20 protein-coding genes and 3 pseudogenes are annotated in these 24,817 nt (G+C 59.2%); 13 read left to right on the plus strand and 10 right to left on the minus strand.

Annotated elements, in window-relative coordinates; all coding sequences use genetic code 11:
- Nucleotides 1–71 precede the first annotated feature (71 nt).
- Nucleotides 72–326, plus strand: coding sequence for a hypothetical protein (locus tag HMPREF1261_RS06280; protein ID WP_005277906.1), 255 nt, complete (start codon nt 72–74; stop codon nt 324–326).
- An 83-nt stretch (nt 327–409) separates the two neighbouring features.
- On the opposite strand, the gene fabG is transcribed toward HMPREF1261_RS06280, so the two are convergent.
- Nucleotides 410–1,174 (minus strand): 3-oxoacyl-ACP reductase FabG, encoded by a 765-nt coding sequence (gene fabG / locus HMPREF1261_RS06285; RefSeq protein WP_023029151.1) that lies wholly within the window; start codon nt 1,172–1,174, stop codon nt 410–412.
- 230 nt (nt 1,175–1,404) lie between these two features.
- On the opposite strand from fabG, the gene clpX reads away from it, so the two are divergent.
- On the plus strand, nt 1,405–2,700 hold the full coding sequence (gene clpX, locus HMPREF1261_RS06290; protein ID WP_023029150.1) for an ATP-dependent Clp protease ATP-binding subunit ClpX: 1,296 nt from the start codon (nt 1,405–1,407) through the stop codon (nt 2,698–2,700).
- A gap of 39 nt (nt 2,701–2,739) precedes the next feature.
- On the opposite strand, the gene HMPREF1261_RS06295 is transcribed toward clpX, so the two are convergent.
- Nucleotides 2,740–3,498 (minus strand): TetR/AcrR family transcriptional regulator, encoded by a 759-nt coding sequence (locus tag HMPREF1261_RS06295; protein ID WP_023030339.1) that lies wholly within the window; start codon nt 3,496–3,498, stop codon nt 2,740–2,742.
- 408 nt (nt 3,499–3,906) lie between these two features.
- Between HMPREF1261_RS06295 and HMPREF1261_RS06300 the strand changes: the two genes are divergently transcribed.
- Nucleotides 3,907–4,869, plus strand: coding sequence for a malate dehydrogenase (locus tag HMPREF1261_RS06300; RefSeq protein WP_034658138.1), 963 nt, complete (start codon nt 3,907–3,909; stop codon nt 4,867–4,869).
- On the opposite strand, the gene panC is transcribed toward HMPREF1261_RS06300, so the two are convergent.
- Both panC and panB read right to left on the minus strand, forming a co-directional pair.
- Nucleotides 4,866–5,687, minus strand: coding sequence for a pantoate--beta-alanine ligase (gene panC, locus HMPREF1261_RS06305; protein WP_005284412.1), 822 nt, complete (start codon nt 5,685–5,687; stop codon nt 4,866–4,868). The two genes, HMPREF1261_RS06300 and panC, sit on opposite strands and share 4 nt — an antisense overlap.
- A gap of 11 nt (nt 5,688–5,698) precedes the next feature.
- Nucleotides 5,699–6,520, minus strand: a complete 822-nt coding sequence (gene panB / locus HMPREF1261_RS06310; protein WP_005277923.1) for a 3-methyl-2-oxobutanoate hydroxymethyltransferase — start codon at nt 6,518–6,520, stop codon at nt 5,699–5,701.
- Between the two features lie 57 nt (nt 6,521–6,577).
- Here panB and HMPREF1261_RS06315 point away from each other — a divergent pair, with 57 nt between their 5' ends.
- From HMPREF1261_RS06315 to ndk, 5 genes are all read left to right on the plus strand, one after another.
- Entirely contained in the window at nt 6,578–9,310 is a 2,733-nt protein-coding gene (locus HMPREF1261_RS06315; RefSeq protein WP_023030341.1) for a valine--tRNA ligase, read from the plus strand.
- Nucleotides 9,310–10,881 carry a folylpolyglutamate synthase/dihydrofolate synthase family protein gene (locus HMPREF1261_RS06320; protein WP_023030342.1) on the plus strand — a complete coding sequence of 524 codons (1,572 nt, stop codon included), beginning with the start codon at nt 9,310–9,312 and terminating at the stop codon, nt 10,879–10,881. Before HMPREF1261_RS06315 ends, HMPREF1261_RS06320 begins: the two co-directional genes overlap by 1 nt.
- Nucleotides 10,878–11,381, plus strand: a complete 504-nt coding sequence (locus HMPREF1261_RS06325) for a DUF4233 domain-containing protein (protein ID WP_023030343.1) — start codon at nt 10,878–10,880, stop codon at nt 11,379–11,381. Before HMPREF1261_RS06320 ends, HMPREF1261_RS06325 begins: the two co-directional genes overlap by 4 nt.
- Nucleotides 11,382–11,386: 5 nt before the next feature.
- A complete protein-coding gene (locus HMPREF1261_RS06330; RefSeq protein WP_005277932.1) occupies nt 11,387–11,698 on the plus strand; it encodes a hypothetical protein in 312 nt (103 codons plus the stop codon).
- Between the two features lie 86 nt (nt 11,699–11,784).
- Nucleotides 11,785–12,195, plus strand: coding sequence for a nucleoside-diphosphate kinase (gene ndk, locus HMPREF1261_RS06335; protein ID WP_005277934.1), 411 nt, complete (start codon nt 11,785–11,787; stop codon nt 12,193–12,195).
- 147 nt (nt 12,196–12,342) lie between these two features.
- On the opposite strand, the gene HMPREF1261_RS12450 is transcribed toward ndk, so the two are convergent.
- On the minus strand, nt 12,343–12,693 hold the full coding sequence (locus tag HMPREF1261_RS12450; RefSeq protein WP_023029143.1) for a metalloregulator ArsR/SmtB family transcription factor: 351 nt from the start codon (nt 12,691–12,693) through the stop codon (nt 12,343–12,345).
- Nucleotides 12,694–12,803: 110 nt separating this feature from the next.
- On the opposite strand from HMPREF1261_RS12450, the gene arsB reads away from it, so the two are divergent.
- A complete protein-coding gene (gene arsB, locus HMPREF1261_RS06340) occupies nt 12,804–13,868 on the plus strand; it encodes an ACR3 family arsenite efflux transporter (protein ID WP_023030344.1) in 1,065 nt (354 codons plus the stop codon).
- Here arsB and HMPREF1261_RS06345 read toward each other — a convergent pair.
- Nucleotides 13,865–14,632: a hypothetical protein gene (locus HMPREF1261_RS06345; RefSeq protein ID WP_034658229.1), complete on the minus strand. Its 768-nt coding sequence runs from the start codon at nt 14,630–14,632 to the stop codon at nt 13,865–13,867. The two genes, arsB and HMPREF1261_RS06345, sit on opposite strands and share 4 nt — an antisense overlap.
- 224 nt (nt 14,633–14,856) lie before the next feature.
- Here HMPREF1261_RS06345 and HMPREF1261_RS06350 point away from each other — a divergent pair, with 224 nt between their 5' ends.
- The 3 genes from HMPREF1261_RS06350 (at nt 14,857) to rpmA (ending at nt 19,566) form a co-directional block, all read left to right on the plus strand.
- Entirely contained in the window at nt 14,857–18,714 is a 3,858-nt protein-coding gene (locus HMPREF1261_RS06350) for a translation initiation factor IF-2 N-terminal domain-containing protein (RefSeq protein ID WP_023030345.1), read from the plus strand.
- A gap of 224 nt (nt 18,715–18,938) precedes the next feature.
- Nucleotides 18,939–19,244 carry a 50S ribosomal protein L21 gene (rplU, locus tag HMPREF1261_RS06355; protein WP_023029139.1) on the plus strand — a complete coding sequence of 102 codons (306 nt, stop codon included), beginning with the start codon at nt 18,939–18,941 and terminating at the stop codon, nt 19,242–19,244.
- A gap of 43 nt (nt 19,245–19,287) precedes the next feature.
- Entirely contained in the window at nt 19,288–19,566 is a 279-nt protein-coding gene (gene rpmA / locus HMPREF1261_RS06360; RefSeq protein WP_005277951.1) for a 50S ribosomal protein L27, read from the plus strand.
- Between the two features lie 109 nt (nt 19,567–19,675).
- On the opposite strand, the gene HMPREF1261_RS06365 is transcribed toward rpmA, so the two are convergent.
- Nucleotides 19,676–20,875, minus strand: coding sequence for an IS30 family transposase (locus HMPREF1261_RS06365; protein WP_232207963.1), 1,200 nt, complete (start codon nt 20,873–20,875; stop codon nt 19,676–19,678).
- 680 nt (nt 20,876–21,555) lie between these two features.
- On the opposite strand from HMPREF1261_RS06365, the pseudogene HMPREF1261_RS12455 reads away from it, so the two are divergent.
- Nucleotides 21,556–22,332, plus strand: a pseudogene (locus HMPREF1261_RS12455) (IS1249 family transposase); the annotation flags it as partial.
- Between the two features lie 5 nt (nt 22,333–22,337).
- Here HMPREF1261_RS12455 and HMPREF1261_RS06370 read toward each other — a convergent pair.
- The 3 genes and pseudogenes from HMPREF1261_RS06370 to HMPREF1261_RS13270 all read right to left on the minus strand — a co-directional run.
- Nucleotides 22,338–23,210, minus strand: coding sequence for an IS3 family transposase (locus HMPREF1261_RS06370; protein ID WP_051142530.1), 873 nt, complete (start codon nt 23,208–23,210; stop codon nt 22,338–22,340).
- Nucleotides 23,179–24,406: pseudogene (locus tag HMPREF1261_RS06375) on the minus strand (IS3 family transposase). The gene HMPREF1261_RS06370 and the pseudogene HMPREF1261_RS06375 overlap by 32 nt, the downstream one beginning before the upstream one ends.
- Nucleotides 24,407–24,646: 240 nt before the next feature.
- Nucleotides 24,647–24,776: pseudogene (locus tag HMPREF1261_RS13270) on the minus strand (transposase); the annotation flags it as partial.
- Nucleotides 24,777–24,817 lie beyond the last annotated feature (41 nt).

The following is a 24,817-nucleotide window of genomic DNA, read 5'->3' on the forward strand; positions in this document are numbered from 1 at the left end:
GGGGTTGCTTAGTGGGTAAGTACCAAGTATATTCAACCCTATCAACAGTGCAACATTGAGAGGTGAGAGAGATGAACACGATGCGGACCTTCTTTGGTGGCATTAGCGATATGTTCAAGGACTCCACCACGGGTACGGGTTTGGATACGGTGTCGCAGACGCCGGTTTCTGCCCGCGTAGCGGAAAATCTCGTTGACGCGGGGCTGACCCCCGCGACGACCAAGGACGTCGCTGAGTCCTTCGCATTCGTTGCCGGCCACGCGCCAGATGAGTTGGAAATGCTCGATGTCGAGGCATTCTTGCTCGAATTCGGCTGGCTGCAATAAAAGCCGCACTAGATAACCCCGCCAGGCACCATCCTCGGTGTCGGCGGGGTTATCTGCGTTATAGGGCTGGGCATCGGCAAGCGCTAGCGCGGCGGCAGGATGGCCTCCGGGGTTTCGGGCAGGAGCTGGCCGCCATCAATAATGAGCGTTTGGCCGGTGATATATCCGGCCTCGGTGGAGGCGAGGAAGGCCGCGGCATTGCCAATATCGCGGGGGCTGCCAAGCCGGTGCAGCGGGATGGAGCGCGTCATTTCATCGAGGTAGTCCTGGCCCTGCGCTTCGAGGCCCTCGGTAAGGATATTTCCGGGCAAAACGCCATTGATGGTGATGCCATCGCGGGCGATTTCTAGGGCTGCGGAGCGGATAAAGCCCTGTTGGGCCGCCTTGGAGGCGCCGTAATGTGCCCAGCCGGGAAAGCCGGTGTGCGAGCCAGTAATGGAGGTAGTGATGACGATGCGCCCGTAGCCGCGCTCCTTCATATACGGCAGGGCTTCTTGCACGACCTTGAACGTGCCGTGGGTATTGATGTCAAACATGGTCTCCCACTGTTTATCGGTCATCTCTTCCAGCGGGCAGTTGGGAAAGACCCCGGCATTGGAACAGACGATGTCGATTGCCCCGTGCGCGGCGTGGACCTTGGCAAACAGTTCTTTAATGGAGGCCCTATCGGTGACATCGACGGGGTAGGCGGTCGCACCGAGCTCCGCGGCGGTGGCTTCGGCCTTATCGGTATCAATATCGGCAATGACGACGCTGGCGCCGGCTTCGCGCAGGGAGGCAACGATGCCCTTGCCGATGCCCGCAGCCCCGCCCGTGACAATCGCGGTACGGTTGGTGAGGTCAAACATGAAATGGCTCCTTCGGCGGTGGTGGAGGAAGTAGAGGATCCAATCTCAAGTTTAGTGGTGTGGGCGGATAAAGATCTGCGAATTTCGCCACGCGGAGGGAATGAATAGGAGCCGTGTCGGGTTGATTTACTAAGGTAGATTTTTGAACAACCAACCGCGGGGACGGAAGTGAGCGAGCCTTCCTACCCACCTTTAAAAGCGGTAAACAAGAGCGAGTGTGAAAGTACTGAATGGCACGTATGCAAGAAAGCGCTGATCTCCTGAAGTGTTCCTTCTGCGGAAAGAGCCAAAAGCAGGTGAAAAAGCTCATCGCCGGTGGCGGGGTCTACATCTGCGATGAGTGCATCGAGCTCTGCAATGAGATTATTGAAGAAGAGCTCGGCCACGAGCAGGCCGAGGAGTCTTCCGAGGCGGAGGTGCGCCTGCCCAAGCCTTCGCAGATTTCTTCCTTTTTGGATAAGTACGTCATTGGCCAGGACAAGGCCAAGCGCGTGCTGTCGGTAGCGGTGTATAACCACTACAAGCGCATTAAGGCCGAAGAATCCGCCGCGTTGGATGCGCGCCGGAAGAAGGCCGAGGGCGAAGAGGTAGAGATCTCCAAGTCCAATATTTTGATGCTGGGGCCCACCGGTTCTGGTAAGACCTACCTAGCGCAGACCTTGGCGCGCCTGCTGGATGTGCCTTTCGCCATCGCGGATGCCACCAGCCTGACGGAGGCCGGTTATGTGGGCGAGGACGTAGAAAACATCCTCTTGAAGTTGCTGCAGGCAGCGGACTTTGACGTGGAGCGTGCCCAGCGCGGCATCATCTACGTCGACGAGGTGGATAAGATTTCCCGCAAATCCGAAAACCCCTCCATTACCCGCGATGTCTCCGGCGAGGGCGTGCAGCAGGCGCTGCTGAAGATCCTGGAGGGAACCGTGGCCGCCATCCCGCCGCAGGGCGGGCGCAAGCACCCCAACCAGGAATTTATCCAGCTAGATACCTCCAATATCCTCTTCATCGTCGCCGGCGCGTTTGCAGGCCTCGACCAGGTGATCGCGGATCGCGTGGGCAAGAAGGGCGTTGGCTTTGGCGCGAAGCTGGGCACCGAAGACGAGCGGGAAAAGGTGGACCTGTTTTCCCAGGTGCGCCCGGAAGACCTCGTGAAGTTCGGCTTGATCCCAGAATTTATCGGCCGCCTGCCCGTGGTGGCGACGGTGGATAACTTGGACCGCGAGGCCCTGGTCAAGGTGCTCACTGAGCCCAAGAACTCGCTGCTCAAGCAGTACAGCCGCCTATTTGAGATGGATGACTGCGAGCTGCACATGGATGACGGGGCGCTGGATGCTATCGCTGAGCTCGCCCTCGAGCGCAAAACCGGCGCGCGCGGCCTGCGCGCGATCCTGGAAGAGCTGCTTGTTCCAGTGATGTTTGAGCTGCCAGACAGAGAAGATATTTCCGCCGTGCACATCACCGCAGACTGCGTCACCCAGGGCGCAGAGCCCGAATTCACCTACAAGGATGAGGCGAAGGAATCGGCTTAGTGAGAAGGGGGCACCGGCAAGCAGCCGGTGCCCCTACTTTTATGCCTCGCCGTAGATATCTTGCGGGGAGGCTTCATCGCCCTCGTCGGCATCAGAAGGCACCAAATAAGACTCGTGGCCGGAATCGGGGATATTGGCGGTGAGGAATGCCAGCACGGCATCGACGGTAAGCCGGTGCATGCCGTCGGTATTTGCCTGGCTGGACATATCCACGCCCAACAGGTTGTCCATCATCGCCCGGTTGGTCACGCGGTACGAGGTGAGCGAGGCGATGATGGTGAAAATATCGTTGGTGGAAATGCCCGGGCGGAAGGCGCCGGCGTCCTGGCCCAGCATGAGCAGGCGATCGAGGTGAAGGGCGACGCCGCTAAAATCCGTCACGGGATTGGTGGAAGAGCCCACGATGGACTGGGCGGTTTCCCAGGTCATCATGCGGATGGCCTCGGGGTGGTTGACGTACTGCCAAAAGATCCAGTCCACCAGCTTGCGCACGCCCTCGACTGGGACCGCGGAATCGAGTTCCAGGTCTTCTTCGTCAGGGCGGAGGCGCTCGGCGGCGGTGCTTAGAGCGCTTAAATACAGGCCCTGCTTATCGCCAAAGTGGTAGTGAATCATGCGCTTGGACATGCCGGATTCCGCGGCGATGGTATCCAGCTTGGTTTCAGAAAAACCCCACGCGGAAAACTGGGAAATGGCGATATCCACCACGGCATCGGTGCTGATGGAATCCGCAGCGTGAGTGTCGGAGTCCTCCGCCTGCTCCGCAGCGTGCAGCGGTTCGGTGTGCTCAGTGCTCATAGCATGTGTCCTATCTCTGCTTCGCGGCGCCGATGTGGCGATGGTGGGTAGTGTCTCGGGAACTGCACGGCCGGCCTCATGCTGGTTTGATGCGGCAGTGGTTGGCCACCGTGCAGCCGCCCACAGGCAGTGAATGCATCCCTGCAAGCGCGCTCCCCAGTGGGGTCTGTGCCGCTTCCATCATGCCCGATTAGCCCCACCCCGCGGGAGGTATGTGCCCATTGGGGGCGTTAATTTGGAGGTAAACGGGGGTAATATCCGGAAATTTGGCGGCGTTTTCCCTCCGAAAGAGGGGGATTTATTTCACAACACGCTACCTCCGTATAGCGCTAAGCTCGGGGGTGGATACATCCCGTGGAGGGTGGCGTGCATGAGGGACGCTTACAACTCCACGACATATGAGGAGGAATGAGCATGACCCAGCCAGTAAAAGTAACCGTTACCGGCGCCGCCGGAAATATCGCCTACTCCCTGCTGTGGCGGATTGCCGCAGGCGACGTATTTGGCAAGGACACCCCGGTAGACCTTGCCCTCTTGGAAATCCCCGCGGTAGTAGAAAAGGCCGAGGGCGTGGCCATGGAGCTGCGCGATTCCGCCCTGCCGCTGGTGAATTCGATTACGGTGACTGATGACCTCAAGGTCGCCTTCGAGGATGCCTCCGCCGCATTCCTCGTCGGCTCCCGCCCGCGCAGCAAGGGCATGGAGCGCGCGGACCTGCTCGAGGCCAACGGCGCCATCTTTACTGAGCAGGGCAAGGCCATCAATGACTACGCGGCGCGCGATGTTCGCGTGCTGGTGGTGGGCAATCCCGCCAATACTAACGCGCTGATTGCCGCGCATAGCGCGCCGGATTTGGATAACTCCCAGTTCAACGCGCTCATGCGCCTGGACCATAACCGCACCTTGGGCCAGCTGGCGGCCAAGACGGGCAAGGCCACCAAGGACTTTTCCAAGATTGCGGTCTGGGGCAACCACTCCGCCACCCAGTTCCCGGATATCGCGTTCTCCAACGCGGAGGTAGATGAGCAGTGGTACCGCGAGGAGATGATCCCCAAGGTGGCCAAGCGCGGCGCGGAGATCATCGAGGTGCGCGGCAGCTCGTCTGCAGCGTCGGCGGCATCTGCGGCAGTGGACCACATGCACGATTGGGTCCACGGCACCGAGGATTGGCGCACCGCCGCCGTGCCTTCGGATGGCTCCTACGGTGTCGATGAGGGCCTCATCTGCGGCTTTCCCACCATCTGCCGCGACGGCAAGTGGGAAATCGTCCAAGGCCTGGAGCTCAGCGATTTCCAGAAGGAGCGCATCGAGGCCTCCGTGCAGGAGCTGCGTGAGGAGCGCGAGGCCGTAGCCCACCTGCTGAAAGGTTAAGCCTCCAGCACCAAGTTATCGATGAGCCGCACCGGCCCCACATGCGCTGCTACCAGCGCCAAGGCGGGCCGGTGTTGTGCATCTACGGGCTCGAGCGTGGCCGGGTCCACCACGGTGAGGTAATCCACCGTCACGCCGGGGGAGGAAGCGAGCTGGGCCTCAGCTTCTTCACGTGAGGCGCCATCCTGCAGCGCGAAGAGTGCCTGGGATAAGGCGACCGCCTGCTCACGCTCGGCGGCACTGAGGCGCGCATTGCGGCTGGACTCGGCCACGCCGTCCGTTGCGCGCACGATGGGCACGCTGATGATGTCCAGCGGCAGGTCGAGGTCCGCCACCAGGCGGCGGATGATCGCTACTTGCTGCGCATCCTTTTGCCCAAAATAAGCGCGGTCTGGTGTGACAAGGTGAAACAGCTTGCTCACCACGGTGGCCACGCCGTCAAAGTGGCCGGGGCGCGAGGCACCTTCCAAGACCGAGCCCATCTCACCCGTGCGCACCCACACCCGCGGGGTGCCACCCGGGTACATTTCCTCCACGCTGGGGGCGAAGACCGCATCGACTCCCAACGAGTCCAGCAGTGCGGCATCCGCGTCGAGGGTGCGCGGGTAGGCGCGGTAGTCTTCGCAGTCGCCCAGGTCCGTGAACTGGAGGGGATTGACAAAGACCGAGCACACCACGGTGTCGTTGTCTTCGCGGGCGCGGCGAATGAGGGAAGCGTGGCCGTCGTGAAGCGCGCCCATCGTGGGCACCAAACCCACGGAACCGGACGCTGCCGCGCGGAAGGCACGGAGTTCGGATTTAGTTGTGAGGATCTGCATGGCTTAAGACCTTAGTCCTCGAAAGACTCCTCGGCGTTGGGGAAGGAACGTTCACCCACATCTGCGACATAGTCCTTCGCTCCTTCCAGCAGCGCGCCGCGCAGATTCGCGTAGCGGCGCACAAAACGCGGCGCCTTGGGACCTCCCAGGCCGAAGGCATCGGTCCACACCAGAATCTGACCGTCGGTCTGCGCGCCGGCGCCGATGCCGATGGTGGGGATGGGCAGCTCCTTGGTCACCTGCTCAGCAAGGGCTGCCGGGACCATCTCCAGCACCACCGCGAAGGCGCCGGCCTCGGCGAGGGCGCGGGCGTCGTCGTGAAGCTTCTCCGCACCGGCACCCCGGCCTTGGACCACGAAGCCGCCCAAGGCGTGGACCTGCTGGGGTGTAAAGCCAATGTGGGCGCAGACCGGGATGCCGGCGGCGACAAGCGCGGCAACAATGGGAGCGCGCTCCGCACCGCCCTCCAGCTTCACGGCCTGCGCGCCGGTTTCCTTCATGACGCGCACCGCGGTCTCCAGCGCCTGGGAGGGGCCGTCCTCATAGGAGCCGAAGGGAAGGTCCACCACCACGAAGGCGCGGGAGGTCGAAGCAACCACCGCGCGGGCCAGCGGGATCATCTCATCGAGGGTGAGCGAGAGCGTGGTTTCGCGGCCCAGCACCACGTTGGCCAGGGAATCGCCGACGAGCAGGAGATCGACCCCGGCTTCATCGAAGATTTCGGCGGTCAAGCAGTCGTAGCTCGTCAGGCACGCGAAGGCCTGAGAGTTGTCTTTGGCTTGGGTGAAGTAACGGGTGCGGAGGCGGGCGCGGTGGCCAGGGTTGTGAGACATGCCCTTACTCTAGACAGGCCGGTGGTGCCAGTTGACGCACAGGGTAGAGTTGGCCAAGTGACTGATCAGAATAAAGAGCAACTCGTTGGCACCAACCGCGCGGACCAGCTTCCCAAGTCCTGGGAGCCGCAGGCAGTAGAAAAAGACCTCTACGAAGGCTGGGTAAGCGCCGGTTACTTCACCCCGGATGCATCCTCGGAGGCGGAGCCCTATTCCATCGTGCTGCCGCCGCCGAACGTCACCGGCCAGCTGCACATGGGCCACGCCTTGGACCACACTCTGATCGACTCCATCATTCGCCGTAAGCGCATGCAGGGCTATGCCACCCTGTGGCTGCCGGGCGCTGACCACGCAGGCATTGCCACCCAGACCAAGGTAGAGGCCAAGCTCAAGGAGACCGAGGGCAAAAAGCGCTGGGACTATGAGCGCGAGGAATTCATCAACAAGGTCTGGGAATGGAAGGAAGAATTCGGTGGCACCATCCAGAACCAGATGCGCGCCATCGGTGACTCCGTGGACTGGACCCGCGAGCGCTTTACCCTGGATGAGGGCCTGTCGCGTGCGGTACAGACCATCTTTAAGAACCTCTACGATGAGGGCATGATTTACCGGGCCAACCGCCTGGTCAACTGGTCACCGGTGCTAGAGACCGCCGTTTCTGATATCGAGGTCGTCTACAAGGACGTCGAGGGCGAGCTGGTCTCCATCCGTTATGGCTCGCTCAATGACGATGAGCCGCACCTCATTGTTGCCACCACGCGTGTGGAAACCATGCTTGGCGATGTCGCCATTGCCGTCCACCCCGACGATGAGCGCTACGCCCACCTCGTGGGCCAAGAATTGGATCACCCCTTCCGCGATGACCTGAAGCTGAAGATCATCGCCGATGATTATGTGGACATGGAGTTTGGTACCGGTGCAGTAAAGATCACCCCGGCCCACGATCCCAATGACTACGCCATGGGTACCCGCCATAACTTGGATATGCCGACGGTCATGGATACCACCGGCCACATCGCGCATACTGGCACCCGTTTTGATGGCATGACGCGCGAAGAAGCGCGCGTGGAAATCCGCGAGGCGCTGCGGGAGCAGGGGCGCATCGTCAAAGAAATCCGCCCTTATGTCCACTCCGTGGGCCACTCGGAGCGTTCCGGCGAGCCCATCGAGCCGCGCCTGTCGCTGCAGTGGTTCGTCGATGTAGCGCAGATGGCGAAGGCCTCTGGCGATGCCGTGCGCGAGGGCGATACCGTCTTGCACCCGCAGTCGCTGGAGCCGCGCTATTTTGAATGGGTCGATGACATGCACGATTGGTGCATCTCCCGCCAGCTGTGGTGGGGCCACCGCATCCCCATTTGGTACGGCCCGGAGCGCACGAACGAGTCCGGTGAGATCGAGCGTGACATCGTGTGCGTCGGCCCCGATGAGGAGCCGCCGGCAGGCTACGAGCAGGATCCGGATGTCCTCGATACCTGGTTCTCTTCGGCGCTGTGGCCATTTTCCACCCTGGGCTGGCCCGATAAGACCCCGGATCTGGAGAAGTTCTATCCCACCAACGTGCTGGTCACGGCCTATGACATCTTGTTCTTCTGGGTCGCGCGCATGATGATGTTCGGCACCTTTGCCGGCACCAAGACCCCAGAGCTTTTGGGTAAGGGCACCGATGGCCGCCCGCAGATTCCTTTCAAGGACCTCTACCTGCACGGCCTTGTGCGCGATGAGCAGGGCCGCAAGATGTCCAAGTCCCTGGGCAATGGCATTGACCCGATGGACTGGGTGCGCGATTACGGCGCCGATGCGCTGCGCTTTACCCTGGCCCGCGGCGCTAACCCGGGCGTGGATTTGCCGCTGGGCTCTGACGCCGCCGCGGCATCGCGCAATTTCGCTACCAAGCTCTTTAATGCCACCAAGTTCGCGCTGATGAACGGCGCCGGCGTGGCACCGCTGCCAAAACGCACGGAGCTTTCCGATGCCGACCGCTGGATCCTCGACCGCGCCGAAGAGGTGCGCACCCAGGTCGATGCCTACTTGGACGATTATCAATTTGCCAAGGCCAACGAGCTGCTTTACCACTTCACCTGGGATGAGCTCTGTGACTGGTACCTGGAGATTGCCAAGACGCAGATCCCGCGCGATGGCGAAACGGTAGAAGGCCGCAATACCCAGATCGTTTTGGGCCGCGTCATCGACGTCGTGCTGCGCCTTTTGCACCCCACCATGCCGTATGTGACCGAGGTGCTGTGGAAGGCATTGACAGGCGGGGAATCCATCGTCATCGCCCCATGGCCCACGGTGGCCGATACCAACGGTGGCGCCACCAAGGATGCGGTGGCCGCCCGCCGCATCGACGATGCCGATAAGCTCATCACCGAGCTGCGCCGCTTCCGCTCCGATCAGGGCGTCAAGCCTTCGCAAAAGGTGCCGGGACGTCTCGACTTCGCCGCGGCAGACCTGCAGGGCCAGGAGGAATTGGTGCGCAACCTGGCCAATACCACCGCGCCGGGCAAGGACTTTAACCCCTCGGCCTCCATCGAGGTGCGCCTGTCCCAGGCCACCGTGGAGGTCACGCTGGATACCCACGGTGCGGTCGACGTTGAAGCCGAGCGCAAGCGCCTGGAAAAGGATCTGGCCAAGGCCAATAAGGAACTGGAACAGACAGGCAAAAAGCTGGGCAATGAGAACTTCCTGGCCAAGGCGCCGGAAGACGTGGTCAATAAGATTCGGGCGCGCCAAGACATCGCGCGCGAGGAAGTTGAGCGCATTACCAGCCGTTTGGAGGGCCTTAAGTAGTGACAGATCAGCGCTTCAATCACGACGCCAACGGCAATGGCGAGGCCACCGGGGGAGAGGACGATTTTGAAATCGTCGATGCCCTCAAAGAAGGCACCGATGGCACCCCGGTGGAGATCACGGAATCGGGGCTGACCCTCAACCTGGGCATGGGCGAGGACGAAGAATATAATGACGCCGCGCCCCAAGAGGTATCCCCGGAGGAGCTGCAGGCGCTCGGTGAGGTGGAAGACGAGCTCAATCAGCGCTGGCCGGAGACCAAGATTGAGCCCACCCTGGAGCGCATCGAGATGCTCATGGATTTGCTGGGACATCCCGAGCAATCCTTTGATGTCATCCACATAGCGGGCACCAACGGCAAGTCTTCTACCGCGCGCATGGTCGATTCGCTGCTGCGTTCCTTCCACCGCCGCGTGGGCCTAGTCACCAGCCCGCACCTGCAGCGGGTCACCGAGCGCATCGGCATCGATGGCCGGCCCATCCACCCGCGCGACTACGTGCGCCTCTGGCATGAAATCAAGCCGTATGTGGAGATGGTAGATGCGCGCTCCGAGGTCCCCATGTCCAAATTCGAGGTCCTGGTGGGCCTGTCCTATGCAGCGTTTGCCGATGCCCCCGTTGACGTCGCCGTCGTCGAGGTCGGCCTCGGCGGGCTGTGGGATGCCACGAACGTGGTCAATGCAGACGTCTCCGTGATTACCCCGGTGGGCCTTGACCACACGGATTACCTGGGCAGCGATATTCGGGAGATCGCGGGGGAGAAAGCGGGCATCATCAAGCGCCGCGCCGATGCCGAAGACCCGCTGACTCCGAACGAAAACATCGCCATCATCGCCGAGCAAGACCCCGAGTCCATGCAGGTCATCCTGCAGCGCGCTGTGGATATGGATGCCGGAGTGGCGCGCTCCGGCGCGGAGTTCGCGGCCTTAGAATCCCGCATCGCGGTCGGTGGCCAGCAGGTCAATATTCAGGGCCTCGGCGGCATGTATGAGGATATTTTCTTACCGCTGCACGGCGAGCACCAGGCCAAGAACGCGGCCGTTGCCCTTGCAGCGGTGGAAGCCTTCTTCGGCGCCTCTTCCGGGCATCCTCTGGATATTGCCTCGGTGCGCACGGGTTTTGCCAAGACGATTTCGCCTGGCCGCCTCGAGCGCGTACGCACCTCACCCACGACGTTTATCGATGCAGCCCACAATCCCCACGGCGCCAAGGCGCTCGGCGCTGCGCTCGACCGCGACTTCGATTTCGCCCGGCTTATCGGTGTGGTCTCCATCTTTGGCGATAAGGACGCCCAGGGCATCCTCACTGCGCTGGAGCCGTACTTGAGCGAGGTGGTCATCACCCAAAACTCCTCGCCGCGCGCGATCGATGCCTATGAGCTGGCGGAAGTGGCCCGCGATATTTATGGCGAAGAGCGCGTCTATGTGGCCGATGATCTGCCCGGTGCCTACGCGCAAGCCGTGGAGCTGGCCGAGGAATCCGAGGTGCAATCCGGCTCCGGTATTGTGATTACCGGTTCGGTGGTCACCGCCGGTGAAGCCCGCGCGATGTTTGGAAAGGAGCCCGCATGACCAGCCCCAATCCTAGGTCCCGCCCGGATCGTCCGCCTCGTCCGCCTCGTCCGCCGCGCCGTGGCGACGACATCGCGGAGAATGAAATCGGCCCATTGGGCTTGGGGCAGGACCCCGTCAAGGATCCGCTCAAGAGCTTTAACGGCATGGTCATCGCCAGCTCGCTCATCATGGAGTCGATCACCCTCGTCTTGGCCCTGCCGCTGTTATACAAGCTGTATGACGGCACGCTGTGGACGCCGTTTAACTACGGCCTGGTCATAGGAGCCCTGATTTTCCACGTGGGCATGATCGCGTTTATGAATAAGAAGTGGGCGCTGACCGTCATTGTGTGGGCGCAGCTATTGGGCCTTATCCTGGGTTTTATGGCGCACTGGTCCATCGCCGCGATCTTCATCATCTTTGGCATGGAGTGGCTGCTTGCGGCGTATTTGCGCAGTAACTTAATTGCCCGCATGAAGCGCGGTTACTTAACTACCCAGCACCTCAACCAGAAGTAGTGGCCATGCGCACCGTCTATCTCGTCCTCGCCGCCCTTGCCTGCATTGCCGCGGTCGCTGCCCGCGCGGCCACGGGCGCGCCGTGGCTGCCGCTGGTAGCACTCATCATTGCCGCCGTATTTTTGGCCCTTGCCCTGCGCGCTAATTTTCAGCGGGCAGAAGAAGCCACCATTGATGATTTGGATAAAGAGCAGCGCGCAGAGATTAAACGTTTGCTGGGCAACGGCCAGTTCGGCACGGCCGTCAACCAAGTGCGCCTGTGGTTTCGGGGTACCTCCCACGAGGGCGCGACGGAGATAGTCCAGCAGCTTACTTAATGCTTATTAAATGCCGACCACTACGCTGCCCCCACTTATAGCCCTCGGTCGTGGACGAGTTGTGGGTATTCGGTACAGTATGGGGCATGACTGAACGTACATTGATCCTCATTAAGCCGGACGGCGTAAAGAACGGCCACGTGGGCGAGATCATCGCCCGCATCGAGCGCAAGGGCCTCAAGCTGGCCGAGTTGGACCTGCGCGTGGCTGACCGCGAGACCGCAGAAAAGCACTACGAAGAGCACAAGGACAAGCCATTCTTCGGCGAGCTGGTGGACTTCATCACCTCCGCACCGCTGATTGCCGGCGTTGTTGAAGGCGAGCGCGCCATCGAGGCATGGCGCCAGCTGGCCGGTGGCACCGACCCAGTCTCCAAGGCCGCACCGGGTTCCATCCGCGGTGACTTCGCACTCAGCGTGGGCGAGAACATCGTGCACGGCTCCGACTCCCCAGAGTCCGCAGAGCGCGAGATTGGAATTTGGTTCCCGAATCTCTAAGTACTGAAGCTAGCTAGATTTCAAGGAAGCCCGAGCGTTAAGCTCGGGCCTTTTCCTTTATAAAGGGATTTATTAAGGGTCTAAAAACGTTGATTGGCTCACAGAATTGCGGGCATATTAGCTCAAAGTTTTATAGTTAGTGGCTCTTTAATCGAAGGAGAGTAACTTGCACAGTGCGGTGAAAGCTTGTTTTTGCACTTCATGGGTGACGGTGCGGCCAGTTTGCCGTTTGGCTAAGAGGCCAGCATCCCGCAATTTTGCAAGATGGTGAGACACCGTCGGCTGGCTGAGACCGGATAATGTGGTCAGTTCGGAAACGCTCATCGGGCCGCAGCCTTCATCGCACAAGATGGATAAAAGACGAAGTCGGGCGGGATCTGCAAGTACCTTGAATTGCTGGGCAAGATGCACGGAATCGGCCTGGTCTAGGGGGCCGTTGCTGAGTGAACAACATTCGTTGATGTGGGGATTTTTGGTCGTGCCGTGCGAAGAAACCATGCCTTTAGTATATGGGCGTTTGCCTCATCTATTCATATTGACGAGCATCGATATGAACGGTTACAGTAGTGCAGAATACAGTGCTACTTGGGTCAATAGAGGAGACGGTTATGGCTACATCACAGCAGCCGCGTTTGGCTTTTCTCGATCGCTTTCTTCCCGTGTGGATCATCATAGCTATGGTTCTTGGCCTGCTTATAGGTCATTTTCTTCCGGGAATTGGAAGAGCGCTCTCAGCTTTGGAAATTGGAGGTATTTCCCTTCCAATCGCTTTAGGGCTGCTGGTGATGATGTATCCACCGCTTGCTAAAGTGCGCTATGAAAAGACCCGGGAGATTGCCACTGACAGACGGCTGATGACCGTGTCGATCGTCTTGAATTGGCTTGTGGGGCCAGCATTCATGTTCGCACTGGCCTGGCTATTCTTGGCGGATCAACCCGAGTTGCGCACGGGTCTTATTATTGTCGGCCTCGCCCGCTGCATCGCCATGGTCTTGGTGTGGTCAGACCTATCCTGCGGTGACCGAGAAGCCACGGCAGTATTAGTAGCAATCAACTCCGTTTTCCAAGTTGCGATGTTCGGTGTCCTGGGGTGGTTCTACCTGCAGATACTGCCGGGATGGCTGGGCCTTGATACCACCTCTGTCGAATTTTCTTTCTGGTCCATTGTTACTTCGGTGCTCGTATTCTTAGGAATTCCGCTTTTGCTCGGGGTTATCTCCCGAGTATGGGCCGAGAAAACTAAGGGCCGTGAGTGGTTTGAAAACCGTTACCTTCCCGCTGTGTCTCCTTTAGCAATGATCGGTTTGCTGTACACAATCGTCTTACTGTTCTCCCTGCAGGGAGAACAGCTCGTGGAGCAGCCGATAGCGGTGGTTAGGGTAGCGGTGCCTCTGATGCTGTACTTTGTCGGGATGTTCTTTCTGGCTTTGGGCGTAGCTAAAGCTGCCGGAATGAATTATGCACAGTCTGCCTCAGTGGCCTTTACCGCAGCGGGAAATAATTTTGAGTTAGCCATCGCGGTGTCCATCGGTACCTTTGGTGCCACCTCTGCTCAAGCGTTAGCCGGTACTATCGGACCCCTCGTGGAAATTCCGGTTTTGGTTGGCCTGGTATACGTCATGCTCTGGATTGGCCCAAAGTTGTTTCCTGGAGACCAAAGTTTGCCAAGTTAGCGTTTGCCAATTTGATAGAGGCAGCGCACGCCAGTAGGGGTGAGGCTGATGCGCCAGCTTTCTACTTTTGATCGCAGCCCAATATTTTCTACCTTTACTAGCCCATGCTTTTTTAGTTCCTGGAGCGCATCGGACAGGGGATCTAGCTCCACCTGCATCAGGCGGGACAAGGCATTGGTGGTGGTCGTATTGCCCTGGACGGCCCCGGCGGTGACGAGGGCGGTGAGGATATCGAGGTGGGCATCGGCAAGCTGCATGGCATGATCTGTGACCCCTTCTAAGGGATCTTCAGCCACGATGCGCTGCATGCGGCGGCGGCCAATGCGGAAGGACTGGGAATCCATGGCCCACAAACCCAGTGGAAATGCGAACGCCGACACCGCGCCGGTTAAGATACCTTCCACGGGTGGGGCCAGGGAAATGTCCGGCAACCAGCCAGCCGCGGATAGCGGGGCCATGGCCAGCGGTAGAGCAATTGGAATTACTGGCGCCCAATAAGCAATGGCGGGGTAATCGCCCTCGAGGTAGACATCCTGGCTAGCCCCAGTGGAGCGGGGATAGTGGCGGATGAGGGGCACTAGTCCGATGACCGCAAAGACCGCAAAAACGGCGGCGCCTATCAGCATGTAGCTGGCCCCCGTTTGAGCAAAACCGAGGGCAAAGCCGGCCGGAACGCCGCATAAGCACGCCTCTTTCGGCGTAATTTCATTGCGTTTCCGGTACTGCGATAATGTTCGGGCGGGACGTGGTGCCAGTTCTGCCATAAGTTCAAACGTATCATCGCCCACAGCCTGCTCGCCCCGCCAAGATTCTGTGACACAATGGAACTCACGCGCAGCGTGCGCATAATTTCATAATCCTACAAGCTTTAACGCAGTGCGTTTATCGTGGCTATTCGTGCGGCAGCGGCGCGGTCCTTTTTGGGGCTGTGCCTGCGCCCGAGTGGCCGACGCACCATACAATCGAAGTACAGGAGTAAGCCCAACTAATGGCGGCACAGAACTCTCAAGAAACAACTGAAAACCTCCAGGCAGCCGCGGCTTTGGCCCAGCGCATAGACCCGAGCGAGCTCAAAGATAAAACCCGCGTGTATGCCTTGGCCAAAAAGCTCGGCCTATCCTCGCGCCAGCTGGTGGCCCAGCTTAAGGACATGGGCCTGAACAAGACCGCGCAGAGCTCCATTACCCGCGCGGAAGCAGGCGACCTTTTTGCTGCTCTAGCCCGCCATGAAGGGGGCTCGGATGCGGAGCAGCCTGCAATCGCGGACGAGAACCCAGCAGAAGCAAAGCCCGAGGGCAAGGCCAAGACCACCAAGCGTGCTCGTCGCACCCGCAAGGCCACGAAGAAGGCCGCGCCCGCGGCAAAGGAAAAACCGGCGCGGGCCGATGCCGCGGAGGCAGATAGCGCCCCGGCTGAAACCACCGCAGCCGATGCGGAAGAGGAAAAGAATCTGCGCTACCGCGTGCGCAAGAACGTGGATAATGAAATCTCCCAGATTGAGGAAAAAGTCGATGCATCGCTGGTAAAAAGTGCATTGCCGGATGTAAAGCAGGCGCCGGACCGTCTGCCGGATCCTGAGCCGGCGAACGCGCCCGCGCGCGCTGAAGATGATGCCCCTGCCGACGCTGATGCTGCTGGTGCGAGCGAAGCGACCGGGACCGTGGATCCAGCGAAGCTGCATGAGGTGTTGGCAGAGGCCGGCGAAGACTTCGACGATGATTACTATGCACCGCGCATAGTCCCGCGCGCGGAGACCGACGACGATTCCGCCGCGTATGACTTCGCGCCGCTGTTTATGCCGCCGCAGCAGCAGGAAACCGAGGAGCTTGGTGAGGACGAGGCTGCGGACATGGCAGCTATCGCTGAAGCCGCAGATGCGGCGGATCCTGCCGAAGATGCCGAGGCCGACGAGGCCGAGGCAGGCAATAAGGCGGCGCGCGGGGGTTCCGACAAGCGCCGACGCGGTCGCCGCGGTACCTCCCGCGGGCGCGGCGGGAACGAGAATTCCAAGAAGGATGCGGCGGACAAGGAGCCTGAGCTTATCGATGAGCCCAAGGCCATCCGCGGCTCCACCCGCATCGAGGCGCAGAAGCGCCGCCGCGCAGAATTGCGCGAGAAGGGCCGCGAGCGCCAGCACATCGTGTCCCAGGCGGAATTTTTGGCGCGGCGCGAGGCCGTGGAACGCACCATGGTGGTGCGCGATAAGCAGCGCGAGGACGGCGCGGGCATCGTCACGCAGGTGGGCGTGCTTGAAGATGACCTCTTGGTCGAGCACTTCGTTACCACCGAGGCCCAAGCTTCCCTCATCGGCAATATTTACTTGGGCCGCGTGCAAAACGTCTTGCCGTCCATGGAGGCGGCGTTCGTGGACATCGGCCAGGGCCGCAATGGCGTGCTCTACGCCGGCGAGATTGACTGGCGCAAGACCAAATTGCACGGGCGCTCCCGGAAGGTAGAAAATACCCTGAAATCCGGCGACCAGATTTTGGTGCAGGTGGCAAAGGATCCGATTGGCCACAAGGGTGCGCGACTGACCACCCGGATTTCCTTGGCCGGGCGCTACCTCGTCTACGTTCCAGGCGGGCGCAGCGCCGGAATCTCACGCAAGCTGCCGGCACCGGAGCGCAAGCGCCTGAAAGACATCTTGGGCCGCGTGGTGCCAGGCGATGGCGGCGCCATCATCCGCACCGCTGCCGAAAACGTTCCCGAAGAGGCCATCGCAACCGATGTGCAGCGCCTGCATAACCGGTGGGAAGATATTTCCGCCCAGGCCAAGAAGGAAAAATCCTCCAAGGGTGCTAAGCCAGTCACGCTTTATGAAGAGCCGAATATGCTCATCAAGGTCGTCCGCGATCTCTTCAACGAAGACTTCCACCGCCTGATCGTGGATGGGAAGCGGTCCTTTAATACGGTCAATGCCTACGTGGAATCCATGGCCCCAGATCTTGCGGACCGCGTGGTGCGCTATAAGCCGAAGGACCACGGCGGCCAGGACGCCTTTGCCGCCTACCGCATTGATGAGCAGCTGCATAAGGCACTCTCGCACAAGGTGTGGCTGCCATCTGGCGGCACCTTGGTTATTGACCGCACCGAGGCCATGACCGTGATTGACGTCAACACCGGCAAGTTCACCGGTTCCGGCGGCAACCTGGAAGAGACCGTGACCCGCAATAACCTGGAGGCGGCCGAGGAAATCGTGCGCCAAATGCGCCTGCGCGATTTGGGCGGCATGATTGTGGTGGACTTTATTGACATGGTGCTGCCGGAAAACCAGGACTTGGTGTTGCGCCGCCTGAAGGAGGCCTTGGGACGCGACCGCACGCGCCACCAGGTATCCGAGGTTACTTCCCTGGGCTTGGTGCAAATGACGCGCAAGCGTTTAGGCACCGGCCTGGTAGAGACCTTTTCCACCGAATGCGAGCACTGCCATGGCCGCGGCATCATCATCCACGAGTACCCGGTTGATGAAGCAGAAGACAACCACTCCGGCCACCACTCGCACGGTTCCTCTAAGGCTCACAAGAAGCCTGAGCACGATCCCCAGCAGCACCCGGCTGCCGTGGCCATGCACGAGCACGACGACGAGGACGAGCGCGCGGAGAAGAAGGGGCAGAAGGGACGCAAGGGCCGCAGGAATGCCACGTCCCAGCCGCAGAAATACCAGAAGACGGACGCACCGCTCTACGGCAACGAGGATGAGCAGTCACCGTCCCTGGAGGAGCTGGTGGCAAATGTCGTCGTAGACGATGAGACCGGCGACTCCGAGCCAATGGAACCTAAGAAGCGCGCCGATAACGCCCGCGGACGCCGTGACGACCGAGGCCGCGGCGAGGGCAAGCAGAAGAAGCGCCGCCGGGTGCAGAAGAAGTCTGAGGTCTCTGAAATCGAGGCCATCGCCTATGCCGCGGCGGACAACGCCGCCGAAAGCGATGAGGTACAGGAATTTAATTCCTATGTGCCCGATGGCCAAGAATCACCGGCGAAGGAGAAGAAGCGCACCCAGCGGGGTAAGAAGCCGCGCCGGGCAACGCGGACCTCGCCCGCGTCTCGTCGCGCGCAGGAGCAGCCGAACAAGCGCCAGCAGGCCGCTGAAGGAAAGGCTGAGGAAAAGAAGGCAGAAGTTGCCGATGCGCCGGAGAAGACCTACGAGGAGGCAGTAGCCGAGTTTGAGGCCTCTCCGCGCCGCAAGCGCCGCACACGCGGGAATTCGCGTTCCGATAATCGCCCGCGCCCAGAGGATTTTGCCCAGCCGCAACAGGCGGAATCCGAGGGTTCTTCGGATGAGGCACGGCGTGGCGATGCGGCCCAGCAGGAAGGCGAGCAGCAGCAGTCCCGTGCCAAGGCACGCGGGCGTGGTCGGCGCCGCAGCGTGCGCACCCAGCCGAACTCCCGCCGTGCAAATGTGCAGGCCTCGCACCGGGCTAACGCGCAAGATGTAAAGCAGGATAACCAGCGCGGGGACACCTCTCGGACGGCGGAGCAACGCCACGAGAATATCAGTGGCGGGAAAAAGAACTCCCCGGCGCAGGGAGGCCGTCGCGGCAAGCGCCGCGTGGTGCGCACTAACCCGAGGGATAAGGCCACCTCGCACAACGCGGGTGCGCCTACGGCTACACCTGTTCAAGGGGAGAAGGATACCCAGAAGGCTAGCGCCCCGCAGGCCGAGACCAAGGTTATTCGCCGCGGAAAGAAGCGCGCGGTGAAAAAGACCGGGGCGCCGGCAGCGGCCACGCAGCAGGAACGTGCTGGGGAAAAGGCGTCCACTAACACGCCGGAGACCCCGCAGACTGGCGCTAAGGATGCGGGCCGGCGGCGGCGCCGCGTAGCACGGCGGGCTACGTCCTAGCGCACCGCCACGCGGGTACGAAGTGCGTGGTTTGTATTTTGTACCCGCGGCGGGGTAGTCTTTGACAGTCGCTGTTTAGAACTCTCGGCGCTGGATCAGCCCACAATTGCCGCTCGGTGATTGCGGACATGTTCGCGCGAGGTCTGAACGCAATATGTAAGTGTCCATTCGGATGACGGCCTGGGTGCCGTGTCCGAGCGAGTTTAGATAAGGGGTAACCCTCTATGTACGCGATCGTCAAGACCGGCGGCAAGCAGTACAAGGTTGCTGAAGGTGACCTCGTCAAGGTCGAGAAGATCGAGGGTGAGCCAGGCTCTGCCGTGGCTCTCACCCCGGTTCTGCTCGTCGATGGCGCCGCTGTGAAGTCCAAGGCTTCCGACTTGGAGAAGGTTTCCGTCGCTGCGGAAATCGTTGAACAGGGTAAAGGTCCAAAGATTGATATCCTGAAGTACAAGAACAAAACTGGTTACAAGAGGCGTCTGGGCCACCGCCAGCCTCTGACCACCTTGAAGATCACCGGTATCAAGTAAGCCTTAACCGGGCTGCAAATCATCCCCGAAGGAGGGAAACGACATGGCACACAAGAAGGGTGCTTCCAGCTCCAGCAACGGTCGCGATTCCGAGTCCAAGCGCCTCGGCGTCAAGCGCTTCGGTGGTCAGCAGGTTAACGCCGGCGAGATCATCGTGCGTCAGCGCGGCACCAAGTTCCACCCAGGTGAGAACGTTGGTCGCGGCGGCGACGACACCTTGTTCGCACTTGCTGCTGGCTCCGTAAAGTTTGGCATCAAGCGCGGTCGCCGGATGGTCAACATCATCCCGGCTGAAGAGGTTGCTGCAGAAGCTACTGCTTAACCTGTATCACTTAAATCCCGAGTCCATGGGAAATCAAGCCCCGCAGGACTCGGGATTTTTGCGGGTTAAGTAGCAGCTTGGATTCTAGGGGTCGTTGCAACGATGATGGTTACTTTGGTGTGATACTACCGGTTTGTGTCAGGGCGTTGGTCATTACTTCGGCTGGGGTGCGCCAGTTGAGTGCTTTGCGTGGTTTGTGGTTGTGAATGTTGGCGATCATCTCCAGGTCCTCGGCGCTGTAGATGGACAGGTCGCTGTTTTTGGGAAGGTTTCTCCTGAGCCTGCCGTTGGTGTTTTCGTTGCTGCCTCTCTCCCACGGTGATCCTGGATGGCAGAAGTAGATGGGAATGTCAGTGGCCATGGTAAAGGCTTTATGGCCAGCCATTTCACTTCCTTGGTCCCAGGTAATTGATGACCAGAGTGCTTTATCGATTCCAGCGACAGCCTTGTGCAGGGCTGTGAATACTTCTTTGCTGGTGTGCCTGCCTGGCAGGTGGCCAAGGACAACAAATCGGCTGACGCGTTCTACTAACGTGATCACCGCGGATTGGTTATTTTTACCAAGGATGAGGTCGCCTTCCCAGTGGCCTGGCAAAATACGTTCAGTAACCTCTTCTGGCCGGTCGTCGATGAGGATCATGTCGTCAACGAAGCGTTGCTGGGCCGGTGTGGTGGTGCGTGTGTGGCGTTTCTTGCGTTTCTTTCTGCCGGTAGGCAAGTCCAGGCCAAGGTCTTTGAGTCGTCCTTTGGACTGTAGATAAAAGGCGTCATAAATCGTTTCGTGACTAATGCGCATGTCCTTATCCGTGGGGTAGTCGATGGGCAGGCGATTGGAAATCTCCTCCGGTGACCATTGTGCCCGCAATTGTGCGCATACATAGTCCCATAACCTTTTGTTGGCCAGCAGTTTCGGTATTTTCGGTCGCAATCTCCGCGCACAAGCCTTTAACTGGGCGGTTTCTGCACGATACGGGCCTTCAGCGCTGTGGTTTCTGCGTACTTCACGCTGAATTGACGAGGCACTTCGCCCTAAACGGCGCCCGATTTCCCGCAGCGGCACATGCTCACGAAGAAGGTCGGCGATAATTACGCGTTCTTCAAAGCAAATATAGCGATCACTGATGCGTTTATACGGATCCACACCGCCAGGCAAGGCAGGGGCACAAAGCCGTCCAGATTCGATGACGTCATGGCGTTGGCGCAGCGCTTTCATGAGTCTTTTATACGTGGTGGCATCCTCGCCGACAGGTATGAACTCTTTACGTGGCCCTCCGGATTTGATGAGTCCTTTTTCGAAGTCTAAAGACAATCGACGATCAATTCCTATCCCAGCCCCAGCATCACCAACAGGCAAGCTCGCCAACCGAAGGCGTAAGTATTCCACCCTTAACTGTGTTTGGCGGACTTTCCGGGCATACCTCGTTAGCCGGATATGGCACCCAGCTTCTGTAGCAACGGCATACGCAGCGGTGGGATGCATTCCACACGTTTTGGCGGCTTGGTGTACTGAGAGTCCGCCTTGAACTAGTTCTACAAGCTGTAAAGCCTGGCTACCGCGGCGATCAACTCGTTTGGCTTTATGTATGACTGGCACTCCGTGAGCATGGCAAAAATTCAAAGCATGCACGTAATGACAGCCAAGCTCACCAGCAGCCGAGCGAACGCTACGCCCACTGCCAACCATGGCCACCAAGCCACGACGATCCGACTCAGACAACGAATGAAACGGGCCCACAACTCCAGGCACAACAACACCCTCCTAAGGGAAAGTGTTGCAACGACCCTCTGAACTCAAGCAGGAAGCGTGTCTCGGTCTCAGAGTAAACGCTGGTTAGCTTGTTTAAATAGGGGCTGAATAAGCTGTTGGGGCTTATTCGGCCCTGCTTTTGTTCAATCCGCCGGAATGGCACCTGCATGTGGTATGTGGTGAGCTGGTTGAATTTTCCGGTGACTACTAACCGACCACGATGCCCTATTTGTGCAGGGCAGATGAAGAAAAATGGCACAACATCCAAAGGGAAAACCAGATGGCGATGCAAAGACCCCAACTGCGGAAGCTCCTTAACGCGCCAACGAACTGACCACACCCAGGCCCGAGACTTCCGCGCCTTCTACCGCTACGCGGTATCTACAACGTCTTTGACGCAGCTCGCTCAGCAGCAAGGAATAAGCCGGTGGACTCTCAACCGCCGGTGTGAGCCCTTATGGCTTATCGATATTCCTAATACCCCGGATCCTCACCGAATCTACGACCAAATCTTCATCGACGGCACCTACACCGCGGCAGGCTGTCTGCTTGTCGCAGCAAGCCATGACCACGTCACCTCCTGGCACTGGGCTAAAAGGGAATCCACCGACGCCTATATTCAATTACTTAAAAACATAGCGCTACCTTTATGCGTCGTACTTGATGGCGGACTCGGCGCCCAATCAGCCATCGCACCATGCTGGCTACACACACCAATCCAGCGCTGACTAGTCCATGCCCAACGCGTAATCCGCCGATACACCACCAGCCGGCCACGTACCGATGCCGGCAAAGCCATCTATGGCCTAGCGCTGCAATTAACCAAAATCAGCACTCTAGACCAAGCACGGGAATGGACGAAGAACCTGCATGACTTTGGCCAGGTCTATAAGCACTTCCTTTGCGAGAAAACCCTGGCACCTACACATCGCCGCAGGTCCAACCGCACGTGGGAGTGGACCCATTTACGCGTTCGCCAAGCCTATAAATCACTGCGGAACCTGAAGTGCCCCGGGTTTTGTTCCTAGGCATTTGCCTTGTTTTCCATTATTGCCTGTTGCGGGGTCTTCTTCCAAAATTCGGTTTCCACCTCGGCTGGGGTTCGGTATCCCAGGCTTTGGTGGAGCCTTACCTCGTTCCACCATGACACCCACTCGAACGTCGCAATTTCTACCTCGACAACATCATTCCACCTGCGAGTATGGATAAGTTCGTTCTTGTAGGAGCCGTTAACGTTTTCAGCCAGAGCATTGTCATAGGAGTCACCAACACTTCCGGTGGAAGCTGTAATGCCGTGCTGGGTAAGTCGCTCGTTGTAGACAACGCTGACGTACTGCGATCCGTGATCCGAATGGTGAATGAGACCTGTTGTTTCCTCAGCACATACGATCGCCTGGTTAAGAGCTTGCAGCGGCAAAGCTTCGGTCCGCATCGAATCTGACAGCGCCCATCCGACGATCCGCCGGGAGTAGACGTCGGTGACAAACGCGGTGTAGACGAATCCTTTTCGTGTCCGTACATAGGTAATGTCGGCCACCCACAGCTTGTTCGGGCCCCGGGCTTTGAATTCACGCTCAACCAAGTCCGGGCGCAAATCAGGCACGTGAGCTTTTCGGGTTGTAATCGGTGATCCGCCTTTGCCTTTGCCAGAAACGCCAGCTAGGCGCATCAGTCGGGCGGTTTGTTCGCGACCGATATCGATTCCGTCACGGCGAAGTGCATGCCACATTTTCCGCACACCGTAGACACCGTAATTATCCCGATGAACAGCACTAATGCGTTCAACCAGAACAGTATCACGAAGGCGACGAGCACTTAACCCGCGAGCCTTGGACTGAAGTGTCCTGGGTTTGGTTCCGCTTCTTTTACGGCCCTGTGTTGATGGGCTGGGTGAGATAGTACTCGGTTTCTACTTCCTGTGGGGTGGCGTAGTCCAAAGCTTCATGAAGCCGCTTGGTGTTCCACCAATGCACCCACCGCAAGGTGGCCAGTTCGACTTCTCCGACCGACGTCCACGGGCCTTGGGCATGAATCAGTTCAGCCTTGTAGAGACCGTTGACTGTTTCGGCTAGCGCATTGTCGTAAGAATCGCCGACTGTTCCCACACTCGGGCGGATTCCTGACTCAGCTAGCGCGGTGGAATACTTCCACGACACGTACTGGCTGCCCCGATCGCTATGGTGAATTAACTGGTTTACATGAATTCGCCCTGCAGTCGTTAACGCATGTTCCAATGCCTCCATGGGCAGCGCATCGGTACGCATCGTCGAGCGTGTAGCAACACCAACAATTTTTCGGCTGAAGACATCTACGACAAACGCGGTATAGGGGAATCCTGACAGGGTGCGAACGTAGGTAATGTCGGCAACCCACAACCTGCCTGGCGCCTGCGCATGGAAGTCTCGCTGTACAAGGTCTGGGCGATGATCCGGTGTCTTCGGGCTAATCGTTGTCATAGGGGTTCGTCCACGTCTGCGGCCGGAAACACCTGCGAGTTTCATCAGTCGTGCGGTCTTGTCGCGGCCGATATGAAAGCCTTCGCGGTTCATCGCGTGCCACATTTTGCGGATGCCGTAGACCGACAAATTCTGCGCATGCACACGCTGTATCTCTGGGATGATAAGGCTATCGCTTAAGGCTCTTGCGCTGGGAACACGTGTGGTGGCTTTGCGGTAGCCGCGTGAAGTAATGAATCCACGATCTGCTTGTTTTAGGACTCTGCAGATGGACCCGGGCCCCAAACTGATCTTTATACGTGTCGATGTAGGAGATCATTTGGTCTTAGGGTCGGTCGAGTTCCGCTGCGAAAAAGCCGAAGCAGTCTTAAGAATCCCGTTTGCTCGTTTCAGTTCGCGGCTTTCGCGGCGCAGACGCCCCAAGCTCTTCTTCCATTGTTTCGTCGCCTGAAGCGTTAGAGTCATCACGTACTGAAGCGCTGTCACGGTACCAAGCCCGCAACGTGTGGTGAGATACTCCAAGCAGCTCACCGACCTCTGTGTAGGCGCGTTGCAGTGAGCAAGACTCCAGGCGGACCATTTCGATGATCTGATGGACCGCCTTCTCCTTGAACTCGACGGAATACTTTCTAGGCATAGTTCAATCCTTCCTTAGCTGAGGTAGGAACTAAACCCAGGACGCTTCATTTCTTAACGTTTTGGGTCGAGTTCCGACGCGAAAAAGCTGAGGCAGCCTTCAACAGCTCATTAGTATCGCGTAGCTGGTGATTTTCACGGCGTATCCTCGCATGTTCGGCGGCCACATCTTCAGGCCTTGGTTCTGGGAAGCTCCCAGCACGGCGGGCTGCCTGCGCCCATTGCCGGGCAGCATGCCACGCACGATCTTGCACGCTTGCTGCATGGACATGTTTTCCGCCAAGATGCGGTCCTCAACAAGGCGAACCACACGGTCCTTTGCATCCCGGTCAAATTTTCTTGGCATATTCCAGATTTTCCCATCTACTCAAACACAACAAACCTGGCATACCTCACCTCGGAGTTTTAGTAT

This window comes from Corynebacterium sp. KPL1818 (assembly GCF_000478135.1).
GTDB lineage: Bacteria > Actinomycetota > Actinomycetes > Mycobacteriales > Mycobacteriaceae > Corynebacterium > Corynebacterium accolens.